This is a genomic window from Bradyrhizobium sp. UNPF46, assembly GCF_006658625.1.
Lineage (GTDB): Bacteria > Pseudomonadota > Alphaproteobacteria > Rhizobiales > Xanthobacteraceae > Bradyrhizobium > Bradyrhizobium nitroreducens.
Genome location: NZ_LFJB01000066.1, coordinates 66997 through 81769, shown reverse-complemented (window position 1 = coordinate 81769; position 14773 = coordinate 66997). Strand labels below are relative to the sequence as shown.

14 protein-coding genes are annotated in these 14773 nt (G+C 65.0%); 12 read left to right on the top strand and 2 right to left on the bottom strand.

Going from position 1 to position 14773, the window contains the following annotated elements:
* Positions 1 to 40: 40 nt before the first annotated feature.
* From UNPF46_RS25070 to UNPF46_RS25030, 10 genes are all read left to right on the top strand, one after another.
* Positions 41 to 1744 (top strand): NADH-ubiquinone oxidoreductase-F iron-sulfur binding region domain-containing protein, encoded by a 1704-nt coding sequence (locus UNPF46_RS25070; RefSeq protein ID WP_142251782.1) that lies wholly within the window; start codon positions 41 to 43, stop codon positions 1742 to 1744.
* Positions 1741 to 4509 carry a formate dehydrogenase subunit alpha gene (fdhF, locus tag UNPF46_RS25065; protein WP_142251781.1) on the top strand — a complete coding sequence of 923 codons (2769 nt, stop codon included), beginning with the start codon at positions 1741 to 1743 and terminating at the stop codon, positions 4507 to 4509. The genes UNPF46_RS25070 and fdhF overlap by 4 nt, the downstream gene beginning before the upstream one ends.
* A gap of 296 nt (positions 4510 to 4805) precedes the next feature.
* A complete protein-coding gene (gene ybaK, locus UNPF46_RS25060; RefSeq protein ID WP_142251780.1) occupies positions 4806 to 5279 on the top strand; it encodes a Cys-tRNA(Pro) deacylase in 474 nt (157 codons plus the stop codon).
* An 18-nt stretch (positions 5280 to 5297) separates the two neighbouring features.
* On the top strand, positions 5298 to 5723 hold the full coding sequence (locus UNPF46_RS38350) for a hypothetical protein (RefSeq protein ID WP_246668728.1): 426 nt from the start codon (positions 5298 to 5300) through the stop codon (positions 5721 to 5723).
* Positions 5724 to 5752: 29 nt separating this feature from the next.
* Positions 5753 to 6376, top strand: coding sequence for a HupE/UreJ family protein (locus tag UNPF46_RS38345; RefSeq protein WP_246668727.1), 624 nt, complete (start codon positions 5753 to 5755; stop codon positions 6374 to 6376).
* Between the two features lie 182 nt (positions 6377 to 6558).
* A complete protein-coding gene (locus UNPF46_RS25050; RefSeq protein WP_142251779.1) occupies positions 6559 to 7002 on the top strand; it encodes a hypothetical protein in 444 nt (147 codons plus the stop codon).
* Complete coding sequence (locus UNPF46_RS25045; protein WP_142251778.1) at positions 6999 to 7856, top strand: alpha/beta fold hydrolase; 858 nt, start codon at positions 6999 to 7001, stop codon at positions 7854 to 7856. Before UNPF46_RS25050 ends, UNPF46_RS25045 begins: the two co-directional genes overlap by 4 nt.
* A gap of 16 nt (positions 7857 to 7872) precedes the next feature.
* The gene (locus UNPF46_RS25040) at positions 7873 to 9069 is read left to right on the top strand and encodes an ABC transporter substrate-binding protein (RefSeq protein ID WP_142251777.1); all 1197 of its coding nucleotides are present in this window, start codon (positions 7873 to 7875) and stop codon (positions 9067 to 9069) included.
* A 59-nt stretch (positions 9070 to 9128) separates the two neighbouring features.
* Positions 9129 to 10010 (top strand): NAD(P)-dependent oxidoreductase, encoded by an 882-nt coding sequence (locus UNPF46_RS25035; RefSeq protein ID WP_100180058.1) that lies wholly within the window; start codon positions 9129 to 9131, stop codon positions 10008 to 10010.
* Between the two features lie 8 nt (positions 10011 to 10018).
* Positions 10019 to 10774, top strand: coding sequence for an IclR family transcriptional regulator (locus UNPF46_RS25030; protein ID WP_100180057.1), 756 nt, complete (start codon positions 10019 to 10021; stop codon positions 10772 to 10774).
* 1 nt (position 10775) lies between these two features.
* Here UNPF46_RS25030 and UNPF46_RS25025 read toward each other — a convergent pair whose 3' ends face one another.
* Positions 10776 to 11459, bottom strand: coding sequence for a GntR family transcriptional regulator (locus UNPF46_RS25025; RefSeq protein WP_142251776.1), 684 nt, complete (start codon positions 11457 to 11459; stop codon positions 10776 to 10778).
* A 157-nt stretch (positions 11460 to 11616) separates the two neighbouring features.
* Here UNPF46_RS25025 and tcuA point away from each other — a divergent pair, with 157 nt between their 5' ends.
* Both tcuA and tcuB read left to right on the top strand, forming a co-directional pair.
* Positions 11617 to 13008, top strand: coding sequence for an FAD-dependent tricarballylate dehydrogenase TcuA (gene tcuA / locus UNPF46_RS25020; protein WP_100180055.1), 1392 nt, complete (start codon positions 11617 to 11619; stop codon positions 13006 to 13008).
* On the top strand, positions 12995 to 14101 hold the full coding sequence (gene tcuB, locus UNPF46_RS25015) for a tricarballylate utilization 4Fe-4S protein TcuB (RefSeq protein WP_142251775.1): 1107 nt from the start codon (positions 12995 to 12997) through the stop codon (positions 14099 to 14101). The genes tcuA and tcuB overlap by 14 nt, the downstream gene beginning before the upstream one ends.
* Here tcuB and UNPF46_RS25010 read toward each other — a convergent pair.
* Positions 14065 to 14772, bottom strand: a complete 708-nt coding sequence (locus tag UNPF46_RS25010; protein WP_142251774.1) for an alpha/beta fold hydrolase — start codon at positions 14770 to 14772, stop codon at positions 14065 to 14067. The genes tcuB and UNPF46_RS25010 overlap by 37 nt on opposite strands.
* Position 14773 lies beyond the last annotated feature (1 nt).

Genomic DNA, 14773 nt, shown 5'->3' with positions numbered 1-14773 from the left:
GAACTGGAGTCGTTCTAAAAGACGGGATCGAGACGAATCGATGAGCCACGACGTGCATGAGGTCCGCTCGTTCGAGCATCCGGGCGAGGGGCGGAAGCGAGCCAAGGCCACGCCCAAGGGGCGGCAGGTCGATCCCACCGCCGCGCACGAGATCGAGCAACTGCTCGGCGACAGGCCGCGCCGGCGCGATCTGTTGATCGAATATCTGCACCTGATCCAGGACAAATATCATCAGATCTCGGCTGCGCATCTCGCCGCGCTCGCCGACGAGATGAAGCTCGCCTTCGCCGAAGTGTTCGAGACCGCGACCTTTTACGCGCATTTCGACGTGGTGAAGGAAGGTGAGCCCGAGATCGCGCCGCTGACGATCCGTGTCTGCGATTCTCTCACCTGCGCGATGCTCGGCGGCGAGAAGCTGCTCGCGGATCTGCAGGAAGCCTCGGGCCCCGGCATCCGCGTCGTGCGCGCGCCCTGCGTCGGGCGTTGCGACACCGCGCCGGCCGCGGAGGTCTGGCACAATTTCGTCGACCATGCGACCGTCGCCAACGTGATGGCGGCCGCCAAGGCCGGTGACACCCACGCTCATCTGCCCAAATACATCGACTACGACGCCTATGTTGCCGGCGGCGGCTACAAGCTGCTCGGCCGCGTGCGGTCGGGCGAGTTGCCGACGGACGACCTCCTGAAGGGCCTCGACGACGCCTCGCTGCGCGGCCTCGGCGGCGCCGGCTTCCCGACGGGACGCAAATGGCGCGCGGTGCTCGGCGAGCCCGGCCCGCGGCTGATGGCGATCAACGGTGACGAGGGCGAGCCCGGCACGTTCAAGGACCGCGTCTATCTCGAGAGCGATCCGCACCGCTTCCTCGAAGGCATGCTGATTGGCGCGCATGTGGTGCAGGCCTCCGACGTCTACATCTATCTGCGTGACGAATATCCGGCCTCGCGCGAGATCCTGGAGCGCGAGATCGCAAAGCTGCCGCCGGGCGGGCCGACCCTGCACATGCGCCGCGGGGCCGGCGCCTATATCTGCGGCGAGGAATCCTCGCTGCTGGAAAGCATCGAGGGCAAGCGCGGCCTGCCCCGGCACAAGCCGCCTTATCCATTCCAGGTCGGCCTGTTCGGCCTGCCGACGCTGATCAACAACATCGAGACGCTGTGGTGGGTGCGCGACATCGTCGAGAAGGGCGCCGAGTGGTGGAAGGGCAACGGCCGCCATGAGCGCCACGGCCTGCGCAGCTTCTCGGTCTCGGGGCGCGTCAAGAATCCCGGCATGAAGCTCGCACCGGCGGGCATCACCGTGCACGAATTGATCGACGAATATTGCGGCGGCATGGCCGATGGCCATCAATTCTACGCCTACCTGCCGGGCGGTGCGTCCGGCGGCATCCTGCCGGCGTCGATGGACGACATCCCGCTCGATTTCGGCACGCTGGAGAAATACGGCTGCTTCATCGGATCGGCCGCGATCGTGATCCTGTCGCAGCAGGACAGCGTGCGTGCGGCCGCATTGAACCTGATGAAGTTCTTCGAGGACGAGAGCTGCGGCCAATGCACGCCATGCCGCGTCGGAACCCAGAAGGCGGCGCAGCTGATGCAGAAGCCGGTCTGGAACCGCGCTCTGCTGGAGGAATTGAGCCAGGCGATGCGCGATGCCTCGATCTGCGGGCTCGGACAGGCGGCATCGAATCCGCTGGCCACCGTGATCAAATATTTCCCTGACGAGTTCAAGGAAGCGGCGGAATGACCAAGATTGCATTCGAGCTCGACGGCAAGCAGGTCGAGGCCAAGCCCGGCGAGACCATCTGGCAGGTGGCGAAGCGGCAGGGCCGCGAGATTCCGCATCTGTGCTATTCACCCGCGCCCGATTATCGGCCCGACGGCAATTGCCGCGCCTGCATGGTCGAGATCGAGGGCGAGCGCGTGCTGGCTGCGTCGTGCAAGCGCACGCCGTCGGTCGGCATGAAGGTGAAGACCGAAAGCGCTCGTGCGACCGCTGCGCAGAAGATGGTGATGGAGCTGCTCGTCGCCGACCAGCCGGCGCGCGAGACCAGCCACGATCCCGATTCGAAGTTCTGGCACTGGGCCGAGACCACGGGAGTCACCGAGAGCCGCTTCCCCGCCGCCGAGCGCTGGGCGACCGACGCCAGCCATCCGGCGATGCGCGTCAATCTCGACGCCTGCATCCAATGCGGCCTGTGCGTGCGTGCCTGCCGCGAAGTCCAGGTCAACGACGTCATCGGCATGGCGTATCGCAATCACGATTCCAAGATCGTGTTCGACTTCGACGATCCCATGGGCGAGTCCACGTGCGTCGCCTGCGGCGAATGCGTGCAGGCCTGTCCGACTGGCGCGTTGATGCCGGCCGTGATGCTCGACGACAAGCAGACCCGCGTGACCTATGCCGATAGGAAGGTGGATTCGCTCTGCCCGTTCTGCGGCGTCGGCTGCCAGGTGACCTACGAGGTCAAGGACGAGAAGGTGATCTATGCGGAAGGTCGCGATGGCCCCGCCAATCACAATCGTCTCTGCGTCAAGGGTCGCTTCGGCTTCGATTACATCCACCATCCGCATCGTCTCACAAAACCGCTGGTGCGGCTGCCGAATGCGAAGAAGGATGCCAACGACCAGGTCGATCCCGCCAATCCCTTCACCCATTTCCGTGAAGCGAGCTGGGAAGAAGCGCTCGACATCGCCGCCAAGGGCCTCGTCAAGATCCGCGATGAGAAGGGTGCGAAGGCGCTGGCCGGCTTCGGTTCAGCCAAGGGCTCGAACGAAGAGGCCTATCTATTCCAGAAGCTGGTGCGCACCGGCTTCGGCTCCAACAACGTCGACCACTGCACCCGCCTGTGCCACGCTTCCTCGGTGGCGGCGCTGTTCGAAGGTCTGAGCTCAGGCGCGGTGTCGGCACCGTTCGCGGCTGCGATGGATGCCGAAGTCATCATCGTGATCGGCGCCAACCCGACCGTGAACCATCCGGTCGCCGCGACCTTCATCAAGAATGCGGTCAAGCAGAACGGCGCGAAACTGTTCGTGATGGATCCGCGGCGGCAGACGCTGTCGCGGCATGCGACCAAACATCTGCAGTTCAAGCCGGGCTCCGATGTCGCCATGCTGAATGCGATGATCAACACGATCATCACCGAAGGCCTGACCGACGACCAGTATATCGCCGGCTACACCGAAGGGTTCGAGGACCTCAAGGAGAAGATCAAGGAGTTCACGCCGGAGAAGATGGAGGCGATCTGCGGCATCCCGGCGCAGACCCTGCGCGAGGTCGCGCGGACCTACGCGCGCGCAAAATCGTCGATCATCTTCTGGGGCATGGGCATCAGCCAGCATGTCCACGGCACCGACAATGCGCGCTGCCTGATCGCGCTGGCGCTGATCACCGGTCAGGTCGGCCGTCCCGGCACCGGCCTGCATCCGCTGCGCGGCCAGAACAACGTGCAGGGCGCCTCCGACGCCGGCCTGATCCCGATGTTCCTGCCGGACTATCAGCCGGTCAGCCGCGACGATCTGCGCGGCAGCTTCGAAAAGCTCTGGCAGCAGGATCTCGATCCCGTCCGCGGCCTGACCGTGGTCGAGATCATGAACGCGATCCATGCGGGCGAGATCACGGGCATGTATATCGAGGGCGAGAACCCCGCGATGTCCGACCCCGATCTGCAGCATGCACGCCATGCGCTTGCCATGCTCGATCATCTCGTGGTGCAGGATCTCTTCGTCACCGAGACCGCGTTCCACGCCGACGTGATCCTGCCGGCTTCGGCCTTCGCGGAGAAGGACGGCTCCTTCACCAACACCGATCGCCGCGTGCAGCTCGCGCGCCAGGTGATCAAGCCGCCGGGCGATGCGCGGCAGGATCTCTGGATCATCCAGGAGATCGGCAAGCGCATGGGCCTGCCGTGGAATTATTCCGGTCCCGGCGACGTCTTCACCGAGATGGCGCAGCTGATGCCGTCGCTGAAGAACATCACCTGGGAGCGCCTCGTGCGCGAAGGCGCGGTGACCTATCCAGTCGACGGCCCCGACGTGCCCGGCAACGAGATCATCTTCACCACGGGCTTCCCGACCGCGAGCGGGCGCGGCAAGATCGTGCCGGCCAAGGTGATCCCGCCGGACGAGATCCCGGACGACGAATATCCGATGGTGCTGTCGACCGGTCGCGTGCTGGAGCACTGGCACACCGGCTCGATGACGCGCCGCGCGCAGGTGCTCGACCAGATCGAGCCGGAGGCTGTGGCCTTCATGTCGCCGAAGGACATGCGCAAGAAGAACCTCGCACCCGGCGATTTCATCCGCCTGGAGACCCGCCGCGGCGCGGTCGAGGTCAAGGTCCGCTCGGACCGCGACGTGCCGGAGAACATGGTGTTCATGCCGTTCTGCTACGCGGAGGCGGCGGCGAACCTGTTGACCAACCCGGCGCTCGATCCGTTCGGCAAGATCCCGGAGTTCAAGTTCTGCGCGGCGCGCGCCGAGCGGGCGGAGATGCGGGACGCGGCGGAGTAAGAGCCATCGTTTGGCGGCGCGGTGCCGCCAAACCAACGGTGTCGTCCCTGCGAACGCACGGACCCATACCGCGTGATCTATCGACTGCCGACGGTCGCAGTCCCTGACGCCGGGTCTTCGCCAAACTCCTCCCTGGGGTTATGGGGCCCCGCGTGCGCGGGGACGACGGTTGAATGTGTGGCGGGCATAGCTGCCAAACCGTCATTGCGAGTGAAGCAATCCAGACTGTCTCTCCGACGGGATTTCGGATTGCTTCGCCGCTTCGCTCCTCGCAATGACGGTGGTAAACATCGTCCATGTCCAAAGTCACCCCAGCCACGCGCGCGCTCACAGCCGCCGGTGTCGCCTTCACCGTTCACACTTACGACTATGATCCCGACGCCGAGAGCATCGGGCTGCAGGCGGCGGCCGCGCTCGGTGAGGACCCAGGGCGCGTATTGAAGACGCTGATGGCGCTGGTCGACGGCAAGCCGGTCTGCGTGATCGTTCCGTCGGACCAGGAAGTCTCGATGAAGAAGCTCGCCGCTGCGGTCGGCGGCAAGTCGGCGCAGATGATGAAGCCGCCGGAGGCCGAGCGCGTCACCGGATACAAGGTCGGCGGCATCAGCACGTTCGGGCAGCGCAAGCAGGTACCGACCGTGATCGAGCAGAGCGCGCTCACCCACGACCTCGTCTATCTGAACGGTGGCCAGCGCGGCTTGCAGGTACGGCTGAAGCCTACCGACGTGCGGGATGTCCTCAAGGCGGTCGCCGCCGATGTGCTGGCGTGAGGACGGCGGAGCGCAATCATGATTCGGCCGCAGTTCCTGTGGCTCGCGGCTCTGCTCGGGCTCTGCCTGTCGGCTGAGGCGCATCAGGTCAACCTTGTGACGGCTCGTGTCGCGCTGGCCGGAGATCGTACGGTGAGGGTCGAGTTGGGCCTGAAGGGCAGCGATATCGATCGCCTGATCGGCGCCAAGGTGTACGATGCGCGGCAGGACACGGTCGATCCGGCCGCGATCGATGCGGCCAAAGCTGCGATCCTCAGCTATTTCGAGACGCACCTGGCCGTGATAAGCGACGGCACAGCTTGCCCGCGCGGCGATGTCGCGATCCTGCCCGATGGCGACGGTGTCATCTATCGCACCCGTTTCGCCTGCACCGGGGCCGGCGACATCGTCTACCGCTCCAGCGTGCTGACGGGAGAGATACGGCCGCTCGCCATGTCGTTCTGATCGCAAGAGACAAGTCCGAAACGCAAGCTTTGCTCGACGCGGGCCATACGACGGTGACGCTTTCGGCGGCGCCGTCGTCGTGGTCGACCGTCGAGCGTTATCTGCTCACCGGCATCGAGCATATTTTCCTTGGCTACGATCACATCGCCTTCCTGATCGCCGCGATGCTGTGGGCCTGCCGGTTGATCCCCGTCATCAAGATCGTCACCGCTTTCACGGTCGCACACTCGATCACCTTGTCGCTGGCCGCGCTGGATCTCGTCGTCGTCACCGGCCGCATCGTGGAACCGACGATCGCAGCGTCGGTCATCGTCGTGGCCGTCGAGAATTTTATCTCGCGCGATATCGACAGGCGCTGGCGCGTCGCTTTCTTGTTCGGCCTGATCCACGGCTTCGGCTTTGCCGGCGTGCTTCGTGAAGTCGGCTTGCCGCCGAATGCGATCGTGCCGGCTCTCGGTGCTTTCAACATCGGCGTCGAGATCGGGCAGATCGCGATCGTCGTGATTGTGCTGCAGGTGCTCGGGCTGCTGGACCGGCTTACCGCGGCCGGTCGCGTCGAACCGGTGAGGGCGGCAAGGCCGGTCTATGCGATATCAGCGGCAATCAGCCTGCTGGGCAGCTATTGGTTGATCATGCGCGTCTTCGAGGCTTGATCGCGAGCCACGCGTCCGGCTCCACATTCCATCGTCGCGCGTCAGGCCTCTCTCCTCTGCAGGGGCATTCCTTCCCACGATTGCGGTGTGGACTTGAGTTCGCTCGCGAGCCCTGTATAGATCTGGATTAGAAATAGAATATCGTTCTATCTGACAGAACGACGGCTTCAAGGGATGAAACGATGGAATCCGAATGCGTTCGCCGCGACGCCGATCCGCCGGTGTCATTCACGCCTGACGCCGTTCTTGCGGCTTTCAAGGCGATCCCCGATCTGCTGGCGCGCGATGCGGCGTTGACTGCGCGCGGCCGGTGGCTGGACGTCGACTGTCTGCTCGGGCCAAGCACGCAGCCCTTTCACGTCGCGATCCGCGCCGGCCGGATCGTCGATATGACGCCGACGCCGGTGCTGATGCGCTCCTGGCGCTTCGCCTATCGCGCGACGCCCGCCGCGTTCGCCGCCTATTGGCAGACGATGCCGCCGGCGGGATGGCACGATCTCCTGGCGTTGACCAAGCGTGGGCAGGCAACGCTCGAAGGCGATCTGCATCCGTTCATGACGCATCTTCAGTACTTCAAGGACCTGCTGGCGCTGCCCCGGCGGAGCGCCTTTGGAGGTGTGTCATGAACGGCTTTGTAGAGCCGATCGTCGGGCGCTACGTCCATGTCGAGATCGATGGCGAGGTCAACCGGATCTATTTCGAGGAGAACGGCAGCGGCATCCCATTGGTCTGCCTCCATACCGCCGGCTCGGATGCGCGGCAGTGGCGTCACCTGCTCGTGGACGATGAATTCACCAAGCATTTCCGCGTCATCGCCTTTGACATGCCCTGGCACGGCAAGTCCAATCCGCCCGATAGCCAATTTGGCAGCGAATACCGGCTGACCACTGCCAGCTACACCGCGACCATCCGCGCGTTCTGCAAGGCGCTCGGGCTGGACAGGCCAGTGGTGATGGGTTGCTCGATCGGCGGCCGTATCGTGCTCAATCTCGCTATCGCGCATGCGCACGACTTCCGCGCCTTGATCGGGCTCGAGGCCGCGGATTTCCAGCAGCCATGGTACGACACGGCGTGGCTGAACCGGCCCGACGTTCATGGCGGCGAGATCTGCGCTGCCCTGGTGTCGGGATTGATCGCGCCAAACGGCCCCGAGGTCGCGCGCAATGAAACGCTGTGGGGCTACAAGCAGGGCGGCCCCGGCATCTTCAAGGGTGATCTCTATTTCTATCGCGTCGATGGCGAACTGCGCGGACGCACCTGTGCCATCGACGTCAGCCAATGTCCGCTCTACCTCCTGACCGGCGAGTACGACTTCTCCTGCACGCCCGAGGACACGCTGCGCACCGCCGCCGGCATCCCCGGCGCGAAGGCGACCGTCATGGAGCGGCTCGGCCATTTTCCGATGAGCGAAAACCCTGACCAGTTCCGCCGCTACATCGCGCCGGTGCTGCAAGACATCCTCGATAAGCAGAAGTTGTAAACGGGAGGCGTATGTTATGAAGTTGCGTTGGGTGGTGGCGGCCGTTCTGGCCGTGCAGGCGAGTGCCGCAATTGCGGCCGACAATGTTATCAGGATCGGCGTGCTCAACGACCAGTCCGGCGTGTTCGCGGACAATGGCGGACGCGGCTCGGTTGCGGCCGCAAAGCTCGCAGCCGAAGATTTCGGCAACGAGGTGCTCGGCAAGAAGATCGAGATCATCTCGGCCGACCACCAGAACAAGCCGGACATCGCTTCGGCCACGGCGCGAAAGTGGTTCGACAACGAAGGTGTCGACATGATCGCGGACGGCGCGGCATCGTCCGCCGGCTTTGCCATCCTCGAAGTTGCCAAGCAGAAGAACAGGATCTTCGTCATCTCCGGCCCCGGCTCGTCCGATTTCACGGGAAAATCCTGCTCGCCAGTCAGCTTCCACTTCAACTACGACACCTATGCGCTGTCGAAGCTGACCAGTGACGCGATCACGCGTGCCGGTGGCAAGACCTGGTATTTCGTCACGGCCGACTATGCCTTCGGTCACGCGCTGCAGCGCGACGCCACGAAGTTCATCGAGGCGGCCGGTGGCAAGGTGATCGGCTCGGCCGCGCATCCGCTGGGCACCGCCGACTTCGCCTCGTTCCTGTTGCAGGCGCAGGGCTCCAAGGCCGACGTCGTTGGTCTCGCGACATCAGGCGCCGACGTGCAGACCGCGATCAAGCAGGCCGGCGAGTTCGGCGTCGTCGAGGGCGGCCAGAAGCTTGCCGGCCTGCTCGTCTTCATCACCGACGTGAATTCGCTCGGCCTGAAGGTCACGCAAGGCCTGCAGGTGACGACCTCGTTCTACTGGGATCTCGACGAGCAGACCCGCGCCTGGTCGAAGCGCTACGCTGGCCTGATGGACGGCAAGGTTGCCAGCATGGTGCAGGCCGGTGTTTACAGCGGCGTCCATCACTACCTCGCCGCCGTGAAGGCCGCCGGCACCACCGACACGACGGCCGTTGCCGCCAAGATGCACGAGCTGAAGGTCAACGACATGTACAACAAGGATGTCGCGATCCGCCCCGACGGGCGCGTGCTGCACACGATGTACCTGGTCCAGGTGAAGAAGCCGGAGGAATCCAAGTACAAATACGATTTCTACCGGGTCGTCAGCTCGAAGCCGGGCGGGGAGGTTTTCCGGCCGATGAGCGAGGGTGGTTGCCCGCTGGTGAAGTAAGTGCGGCGACCGGACGGCTTGGTCGCCGTCCGGTCGCAGGATTTCGAGGAGAATACGGAATGTCTGGTTCGATTGGATTCATCGGTCTCGGCGTCATGGGCGAGCCGATTTGCCGCAACCTGTTGCGCAAGAGTGGACGAACGGTGCTTGCGTTCGACCTCGATGCGGAGCCGTTGGCGCGGATCGTAGCCGACGGCGCGACCGCGGCGAAGTCGATCGGGGATGTGGTCGCCGGTGCGGAGACGATCTTCCTGTGTCTGCCCAGCGCCAAGCACGTGACGTCCGTCTTCGAGGGCATCCTGCCGGCGATCAGGCGCGGCCAGACCGTGATCGATCTTGGCACCTCCGATGTCGGCCAGACGCGGTCTTTCGCCAAGCAACTCGCCGACAACGGTGCACTCTGGATCGATGCTCCGATCGCGCGCACACGCCAGGCCGCGCAGGACGGCACGCTCAGCGTCATGGTTGGTGCGACGCCCGAGCAGTTCGCTGTGGTCGAGCCGCTGATCCGGCATTTTGCCACCGATGTCACGCTCTGCGGCGGGACCGGCGCGGGGCAGGTGACCAAGATCCTGAATAACATGGTGCTGTTCGAGACAGTCAACGCGCTGGCCGAAGCCGTCGCGCTCGCCAAGCACAGTGGCGTCGAGCCGAAGCTGCTGCTGGAGACGCTGTCGAAGGGCTCCGCAGACAGCTTCGCGCTGCGCAACCATGGCATGAAGGCGATCATCGCGAAGGAGTTTCCGCTGCGGGCCTTCTCGACCGAATATGCCATGAAGGATCTGTCCTACGCGCTGGAGCTGGGCGCCCAGGCCGGCCTGAGCTTGCGCGGCGCGGCGCTGATGCGCGAGATTTTCCAGGAGACGATCGACAAGGGCATGGGCGATGCGTATTTTCCCGTCATCGCCAAGCTGATCGATCCCTCTGGATTTCCCCAATAGGAGACCCGATGCCTTCGCCCGGTGTCGCCGCCGTTGACCGAGCCCTGAGCATTTTGGCGGCCTTCGAGGATGCGCCGGAGCCGATGACGCTGGCCGAGCTCGCCCGGCGCACCAAGATGTACAAAAGCACGCTGCTTCGGCTGATGACGTCGCTGCAGGAGTTCGGCTATCTCGTGCAGTTCGCCGATGGCCGCTACCATCTCGGTCCGACGCCGTTCCGGCTCGGTGCGGTCTACCAGCGCAGCAACAACATGCATGACCGGGTGATGCCGCTGTTGCGTCAGCTCGTGGCCGACGGGACCGAGAGCCCCTCATTCCACGTGCGGCATGACGCCAGGCGCCGGCTCTGCGTCTTTCGCGTCGATTCCCAGCATTCGACGCTGGACCGGGTGGAAGCCGGCATGCTGCTGCCGCTCGACCGCGGCGCGGCGGGCCGGGTCATCCTCGCCTTCGACGGCGAGAAAGGCGAAGCCTATGACGAGATCCGCGAGGGCTGCATGGCGGTGTCCTTTGGCGAGCGTGATCCCGATTGCGCCGGGCTCGCCTGCCCGGTGTTCGGACCCGGTGGCAAATGTGTCGGCGCCTTGTCGCTCTCGGGGCCCAAGCCGCGCTTCACGCGGGACAACATCAAGGCGATGACCACACTGCTGTTGAAGGCCGCCATCCGGCTGACGCGCGCGCTCGGCGGGCCGACCGAAGCCCTTGATGGCGTGCTGGCCGCCGCGGCCGACGACGCGCGGCCTTCGCGCCGGGCACGACGATAGATTACTGCCTCTGCAGCAGCTTGAGCCGGCAGCGCAGCGCCTCCCGGATATGGGCGCGCGCGAGCTGCTCGGCCTTGTCGCCATTGCGTGCGGCGATCGCCGCGATGATGGCCTGGTGCTCGTCATGGCTGGTCGAGGGACGGCCCGATACGGTGAAGGTGGTCGGGCCGAGCAGGGCGATCCAGTCCTGCAATTCGCGCGAGGCATTGTCGAGATAGCGGTTGCGCGCGGCGCGGCAGATCGCCTCGTGGAAGGCGCGGTTGAGGCGCGCCATCTCGGCGGCGTCGGTCGCGGAGGCCTCGACGAAGGCCTGCTCGATGTCCCTGAGCGCCTCGATCTCGGTGATTGAGGCGTGCTCCGCCGCAAGGCGCGCAGCGGCGCCCTCCATGATCTCGCGCATGGCGTAGAGCTCGAGCACTTCCGAGATCTCGAGATTGCGCACGATCAGGCCGCGGCCACCGGCGGGCTCGACGAAGCCGCGCGCCGCGAGCCGGCCCAGCGCTTCACGCACCGGCGTGCGGCTGACCTTCAGCCGCTGCGCCACTTCCTCCTCGCGCAGGCGGTCCCCGGCGCGATAGCTGCCGGCCTGCAGCGCTTCGCAGAGCGAACGGAATACCGCCTCGCCAAGCGCCACGCCGCCCCCGCGCGCGATCGATCCGCCTGCCTTCACCGGACGTCTGGCCATGACCCTCGTTCCAGCCGGCTGCATCCTGCCCATGCAGGGATGCCGCTTGCATGAGTCATGTATATCTTTGTATACAATAGTACGCAATGGCGCCCGCCGCGACCGGTGGCCGCCGCGTGGTAGAATGTTTCGAGCTTGGTCGCATCGGACAAACGGCATGAGCAGCAAGTACGACGTGCTGGTGATCGGCGGCGGCAATGCGGCGCTGTGCGCGGCGATCGCGGCGCGCCGCGGCGGCGCCTCGGTGCTGGTGCTGGAGGGCGCGCCAAAATTCTACCGCGGCGGCAATACCCGCCACACCCGCAACATGCGCTGCGCCCATGACGCCGCGACCGAAATCCTGACCGGTCCCTACACCGAGGAGGAATTCTGGGAGGATCTGCTGCGGGTCACCGGCGGGCAGACCGATGAGGAACTCGCGCGCCACATGATCCGGGAGTCCAAGGACATCCTGAACTGGATCGTGGAGCAGGGCGTGCGCTGGCAGCCCTCGCTCGGCGGCACTCTGAGCCTCGGCCGCACCAACTCCTTCTTCCTCGGCGGCGGACGGGCGATGCTCAACGCGCTGTACCTGACCGCGGAGCGGCTGGGCGTCGACGTCGAATACGACGCCGAGGTCACCGACCTCGTCATCGAGGACGGCATGTTCCTCGCCGCGCGCCTGAAGCGGCCGATCAAGGGCGAGACCGAGATCCGCGCGACGTCGCTGGTCGCCGCGGCCGGCGGCTTCGAGGCCAACATCGAATGGCTGAAGCAATATTGGGGCGAGGCCGCCGACAACTTCCTGATCCGCGGCACGCCCTATAACCGGGGCTCGATCCTGAAGATGCTGCTCGACAAGGGCGTGCAGGAGGTCGGCGATCCCACCCAGTGCCATGCGGTCGCGATCGATGCCCGCGCGCCGAAGTTCGACGGCGGCATCATCACGCGACATGATTCCGTCGTGTTCGGCATTGTCGTCAACAAGCATGCCCAGCGCTTCTACGACGAGGGCGAGGACATCTGGCCGAAGCGCTACGCGATCTGGGGCCGGCTGGTCGCGGCGCAGCCCGACCAGATTGCCTACATCATCTTCGATTCCACCGTGGTCACGAGCTTCATGCCGACGCTGTTCCCGCCGATTGCAGGACAAACGATCGCCGAGCTTGCCGGCAAGCTCGAGCTCGATCCGGCCGCGCTGGAGAAGACCATCACCGAATTCAACGCCGCGGTGCGGCCCGGCACCTTCGACCACACCATCCTGGACGACTGCGTGACCGAGGGTATCACGCCCCCCAAGACGCATTGGGCGCGCAGGATCGAGACGCCGCCTTATCTCGCCTATCCGGTGCGTCCCGGCATCACCTTCACCTATCTCGGCACGCGCGTGACCAAGGAAGCGCGGATGCTGATGGCTGACGGCAAGCCGTCCGGCAACATGTTCGCGGCCGGCGAGATCATGGCGGGCAACGTGCTCGGCAAGGGTTATGCCGCCGGCATGGGCATGACCATCGGCAGCGTGTTCGGGCGGATCGCAGGACGGGAAGCGGCGAAACATGCACGGAACTAGGATTCTGGACGAGGCCGACCGTCTGATGACGGTCTGCAATTCCTGCCGCTATTGCGAGGGATTGTGCGCGGTATTTCCCGCGATGGAGATGCGGCGCGCCTTCTCCGACGGCGATCTCAACTATCTCGCCAACCTCTGCCATTCCTGCGGCGCCTGCTACGTCGACTGCCAGTTCTCGCCGCCGCACGAATTCAACGTCAACGTCCCGAAGACGCTGGCGGTCGCACGCGCGGAGTCCTATGCGGCCTATGCCTGGCCACAGGCGCTGTCCGGCGCCTTCGCGCGCAACGGCCTCGTCATCAGCCTCGTCGCTGCACTCAGCATGGCGGCCTTCATCCTCGGTTTTGCGGCCTTGAACGACCGCGGCGTGTTGTTTGGCGTGCACACCGGTCCCGGTGCGTTCTACAGACTGATGCCGCACAACGCGATGGCTGCACTGTTCAGCGCCGCATTTCTCTATGCCATCCTCGCGCTGGTCATGAGCGTACGCGCTTTCTGGCGCGACATCGGCACGCCGATCGGCGGCAGAGCCGACGGCGGCTCGATCTTCCAGGCGATCCGTGATGCCGGCGAGTTGCGTTATCTCCATGGCGGCGGCGTCGGCTGCTACAACGAGGACGACAAGCCGACCGACCGGCGGAAGCTTTTCCATCACCTGACGTTCTACGGGTTTGTGCTGTGCTTTGCCGCGACGTCGGTGGCGACGCTCTATCACTACCTCCTCGGACGTGAGGCGCCGTATCCGTGGTGGGATATGCCCGTCGTGCTCGGCACGTTCGGCGGGATCGGCCTCATTGTCGGACCGATCGGGTTGTTCGTCGCCAAATCTCGCCGGGCGCCCGAATTGCTGGACGAGAGCCGCTACGGAATGGATGTCGGCTTCATCGCCATGCTGTTCCTGACCGGGCTTACCGGCGTGCTGCTTCTGATCCTGCGTGAGACCGCTGCCATGGGACCGCTATTGGCGCTGCATCTCGGTGCGGTGTTCGCGTTGTTCATCACGATGCCTTACGGCAAGTTCGTGCACGGCATCTATCGCTTCGCGGCCCTGGTGCGCTATGCGCAGGAGCGGCGCAGCGAAGCCGGCTCCTGAGATTCGGACGGCCGGAATCGGCCTTCGCGCAGGAAGGCGATCGTCTGTGCGATCGCGACCGCATGATTCGGCAGCCCGGTATGGGATGCCTTCACCACGACATGGTCGGCCATGCCGGCGAACATCGCGCTTTGCACCGAGACCCGCCCGTCATTCGGCCTCGGGAGGACGAACAGGCCGGCGACAGGATCGATGAAGCGATTGCCTGCGATCACGCCGACGGGATAGTCCACGGCGGGCAGGGTGTTCGTCCGGGGCGCGGTTGTGAGCTCGAGGCCGGCAGGCCCGTAGAAGGCTCTGAAGAGGCGAGATCCGCTCAGGAGATCGGCGACCTCACTACCGCCGTTCGGCGTGCCCAGCATCACGACGCCGCCTAGCCGCTGCGGTCGATGTCTGGCGATATAGGCGCGTGCCACGAGACCGCCCATCGAATGCGCGACGAAATGTAGCGGCGTGGTGCGTTCGGTGAAACGGCTGATCTCCGGCTGGATGTCGTCGGCAAGCGCCGCGATCGGTTTGCTGCGGCTCGCATAGTCGATGTTGAGCGTCGCGAAGCCGCTCCCCTGGAGCGATCGCTCAAGGCGTCTCATGGATGCCGAGGTGCGCGCGATGCCGTGAAGCAGAACCACTCCCGGGCATCGCGCGTCGCCTGAATGAGGCGCCTCGTGCATC

Bases quoted from the DNA above. Each gene is read 5' to 3' on its own strand.
- UNPF46_RS25070 (WP_142251782.1), top strand. From the start codon at position 41: ATGAGCCACGACGTGCATGAGGTCCGCTCGTTCGAGCATCCGGGCGAG.
- fdhF (WP_142251781.1), top strand. From the start codon at position 1,741: ATGACCAAGATTGCATTCGAGCTCGACGGCAAGCAGGTCGAGGCCAAG.
- ybaK (WP_142251780.1), top strand. From the start codon at position 4,806: ATGTCCAAAGTCACCCCAGCCACGCGCGCGCTCACAGCCGCCGGTGTC.
- UNPF46_RS38350 (WP_246668728.1), top strand. From the start codon at position 5,298: ATGATTCGGCCGCAGTTCCTGTGGCTCGCGGCTCTGCTCGGGCTCTGC.
- UNPF46_RS25050 (WP_142251779.1), top strand. From the start codon at position 6,559: ATGGAATCCGAATGCGTTCGCCGCGACGCCGATCCGCCGGTGTCATTC.
- UNPF46_RS25045 (WP_142251778.1), top strand. From the start codon at position 6,999: ATGAACGGCTTTGTAGAGCCGATCGTCGGGCGCTACGTCCATGTCGAG.
- UNPF46_RS25040 (WP_142251777.1), top strand. From the start codon at position 7,873: ATGAAGTTGCGTTGGGTGGTGGCGGCCGTTCTGGCCGTGCAGGCGAGT.
- UNPF46_RS25035 (WP_100180058.1), top strand. From the start codon at position 9,129: ATGTCTGGTTCGATTGGATTCATCGGTCTCGGCGTCATGGGCGAGCCG.
- UNPF46_RS25030 (WP_100180057.1), top strand. From the start codon at position 10,019: ATGCCTTCGCCCGGTGTCGCCGCCGTTGACCGAGCCCTGAGCATTTTG.
- UNPF46_RS25025 (WP_142251776.1), bottom strand. From the start codon at position 11,459: ATGGCCAGACGTCCGGTGAAGGCAGGCGGATCGATCGCGCGCGGGGGC.
- tcuA (WP_100180055.1), top strand. From the start codon at position 11,617: ATGAGCAGCAAGTACGACGTGCTGGTGATCGGCGGCGGCAATGCGGCG.
- tcuB (WP_142251775.1), top strand. From the start codon at position 12,995: ATGCACGGAACTAGGATTCTGGACGAGGCCGACCGTCTGATGACGGTC.
- UNPF46_RS25010 (WP_142251774.1), bottom strand. From the start codon at position 14,772: ATGCACGAGGCGCCTCATTCAGGCGACGCGCGATGCCCGGGAGTGGTT.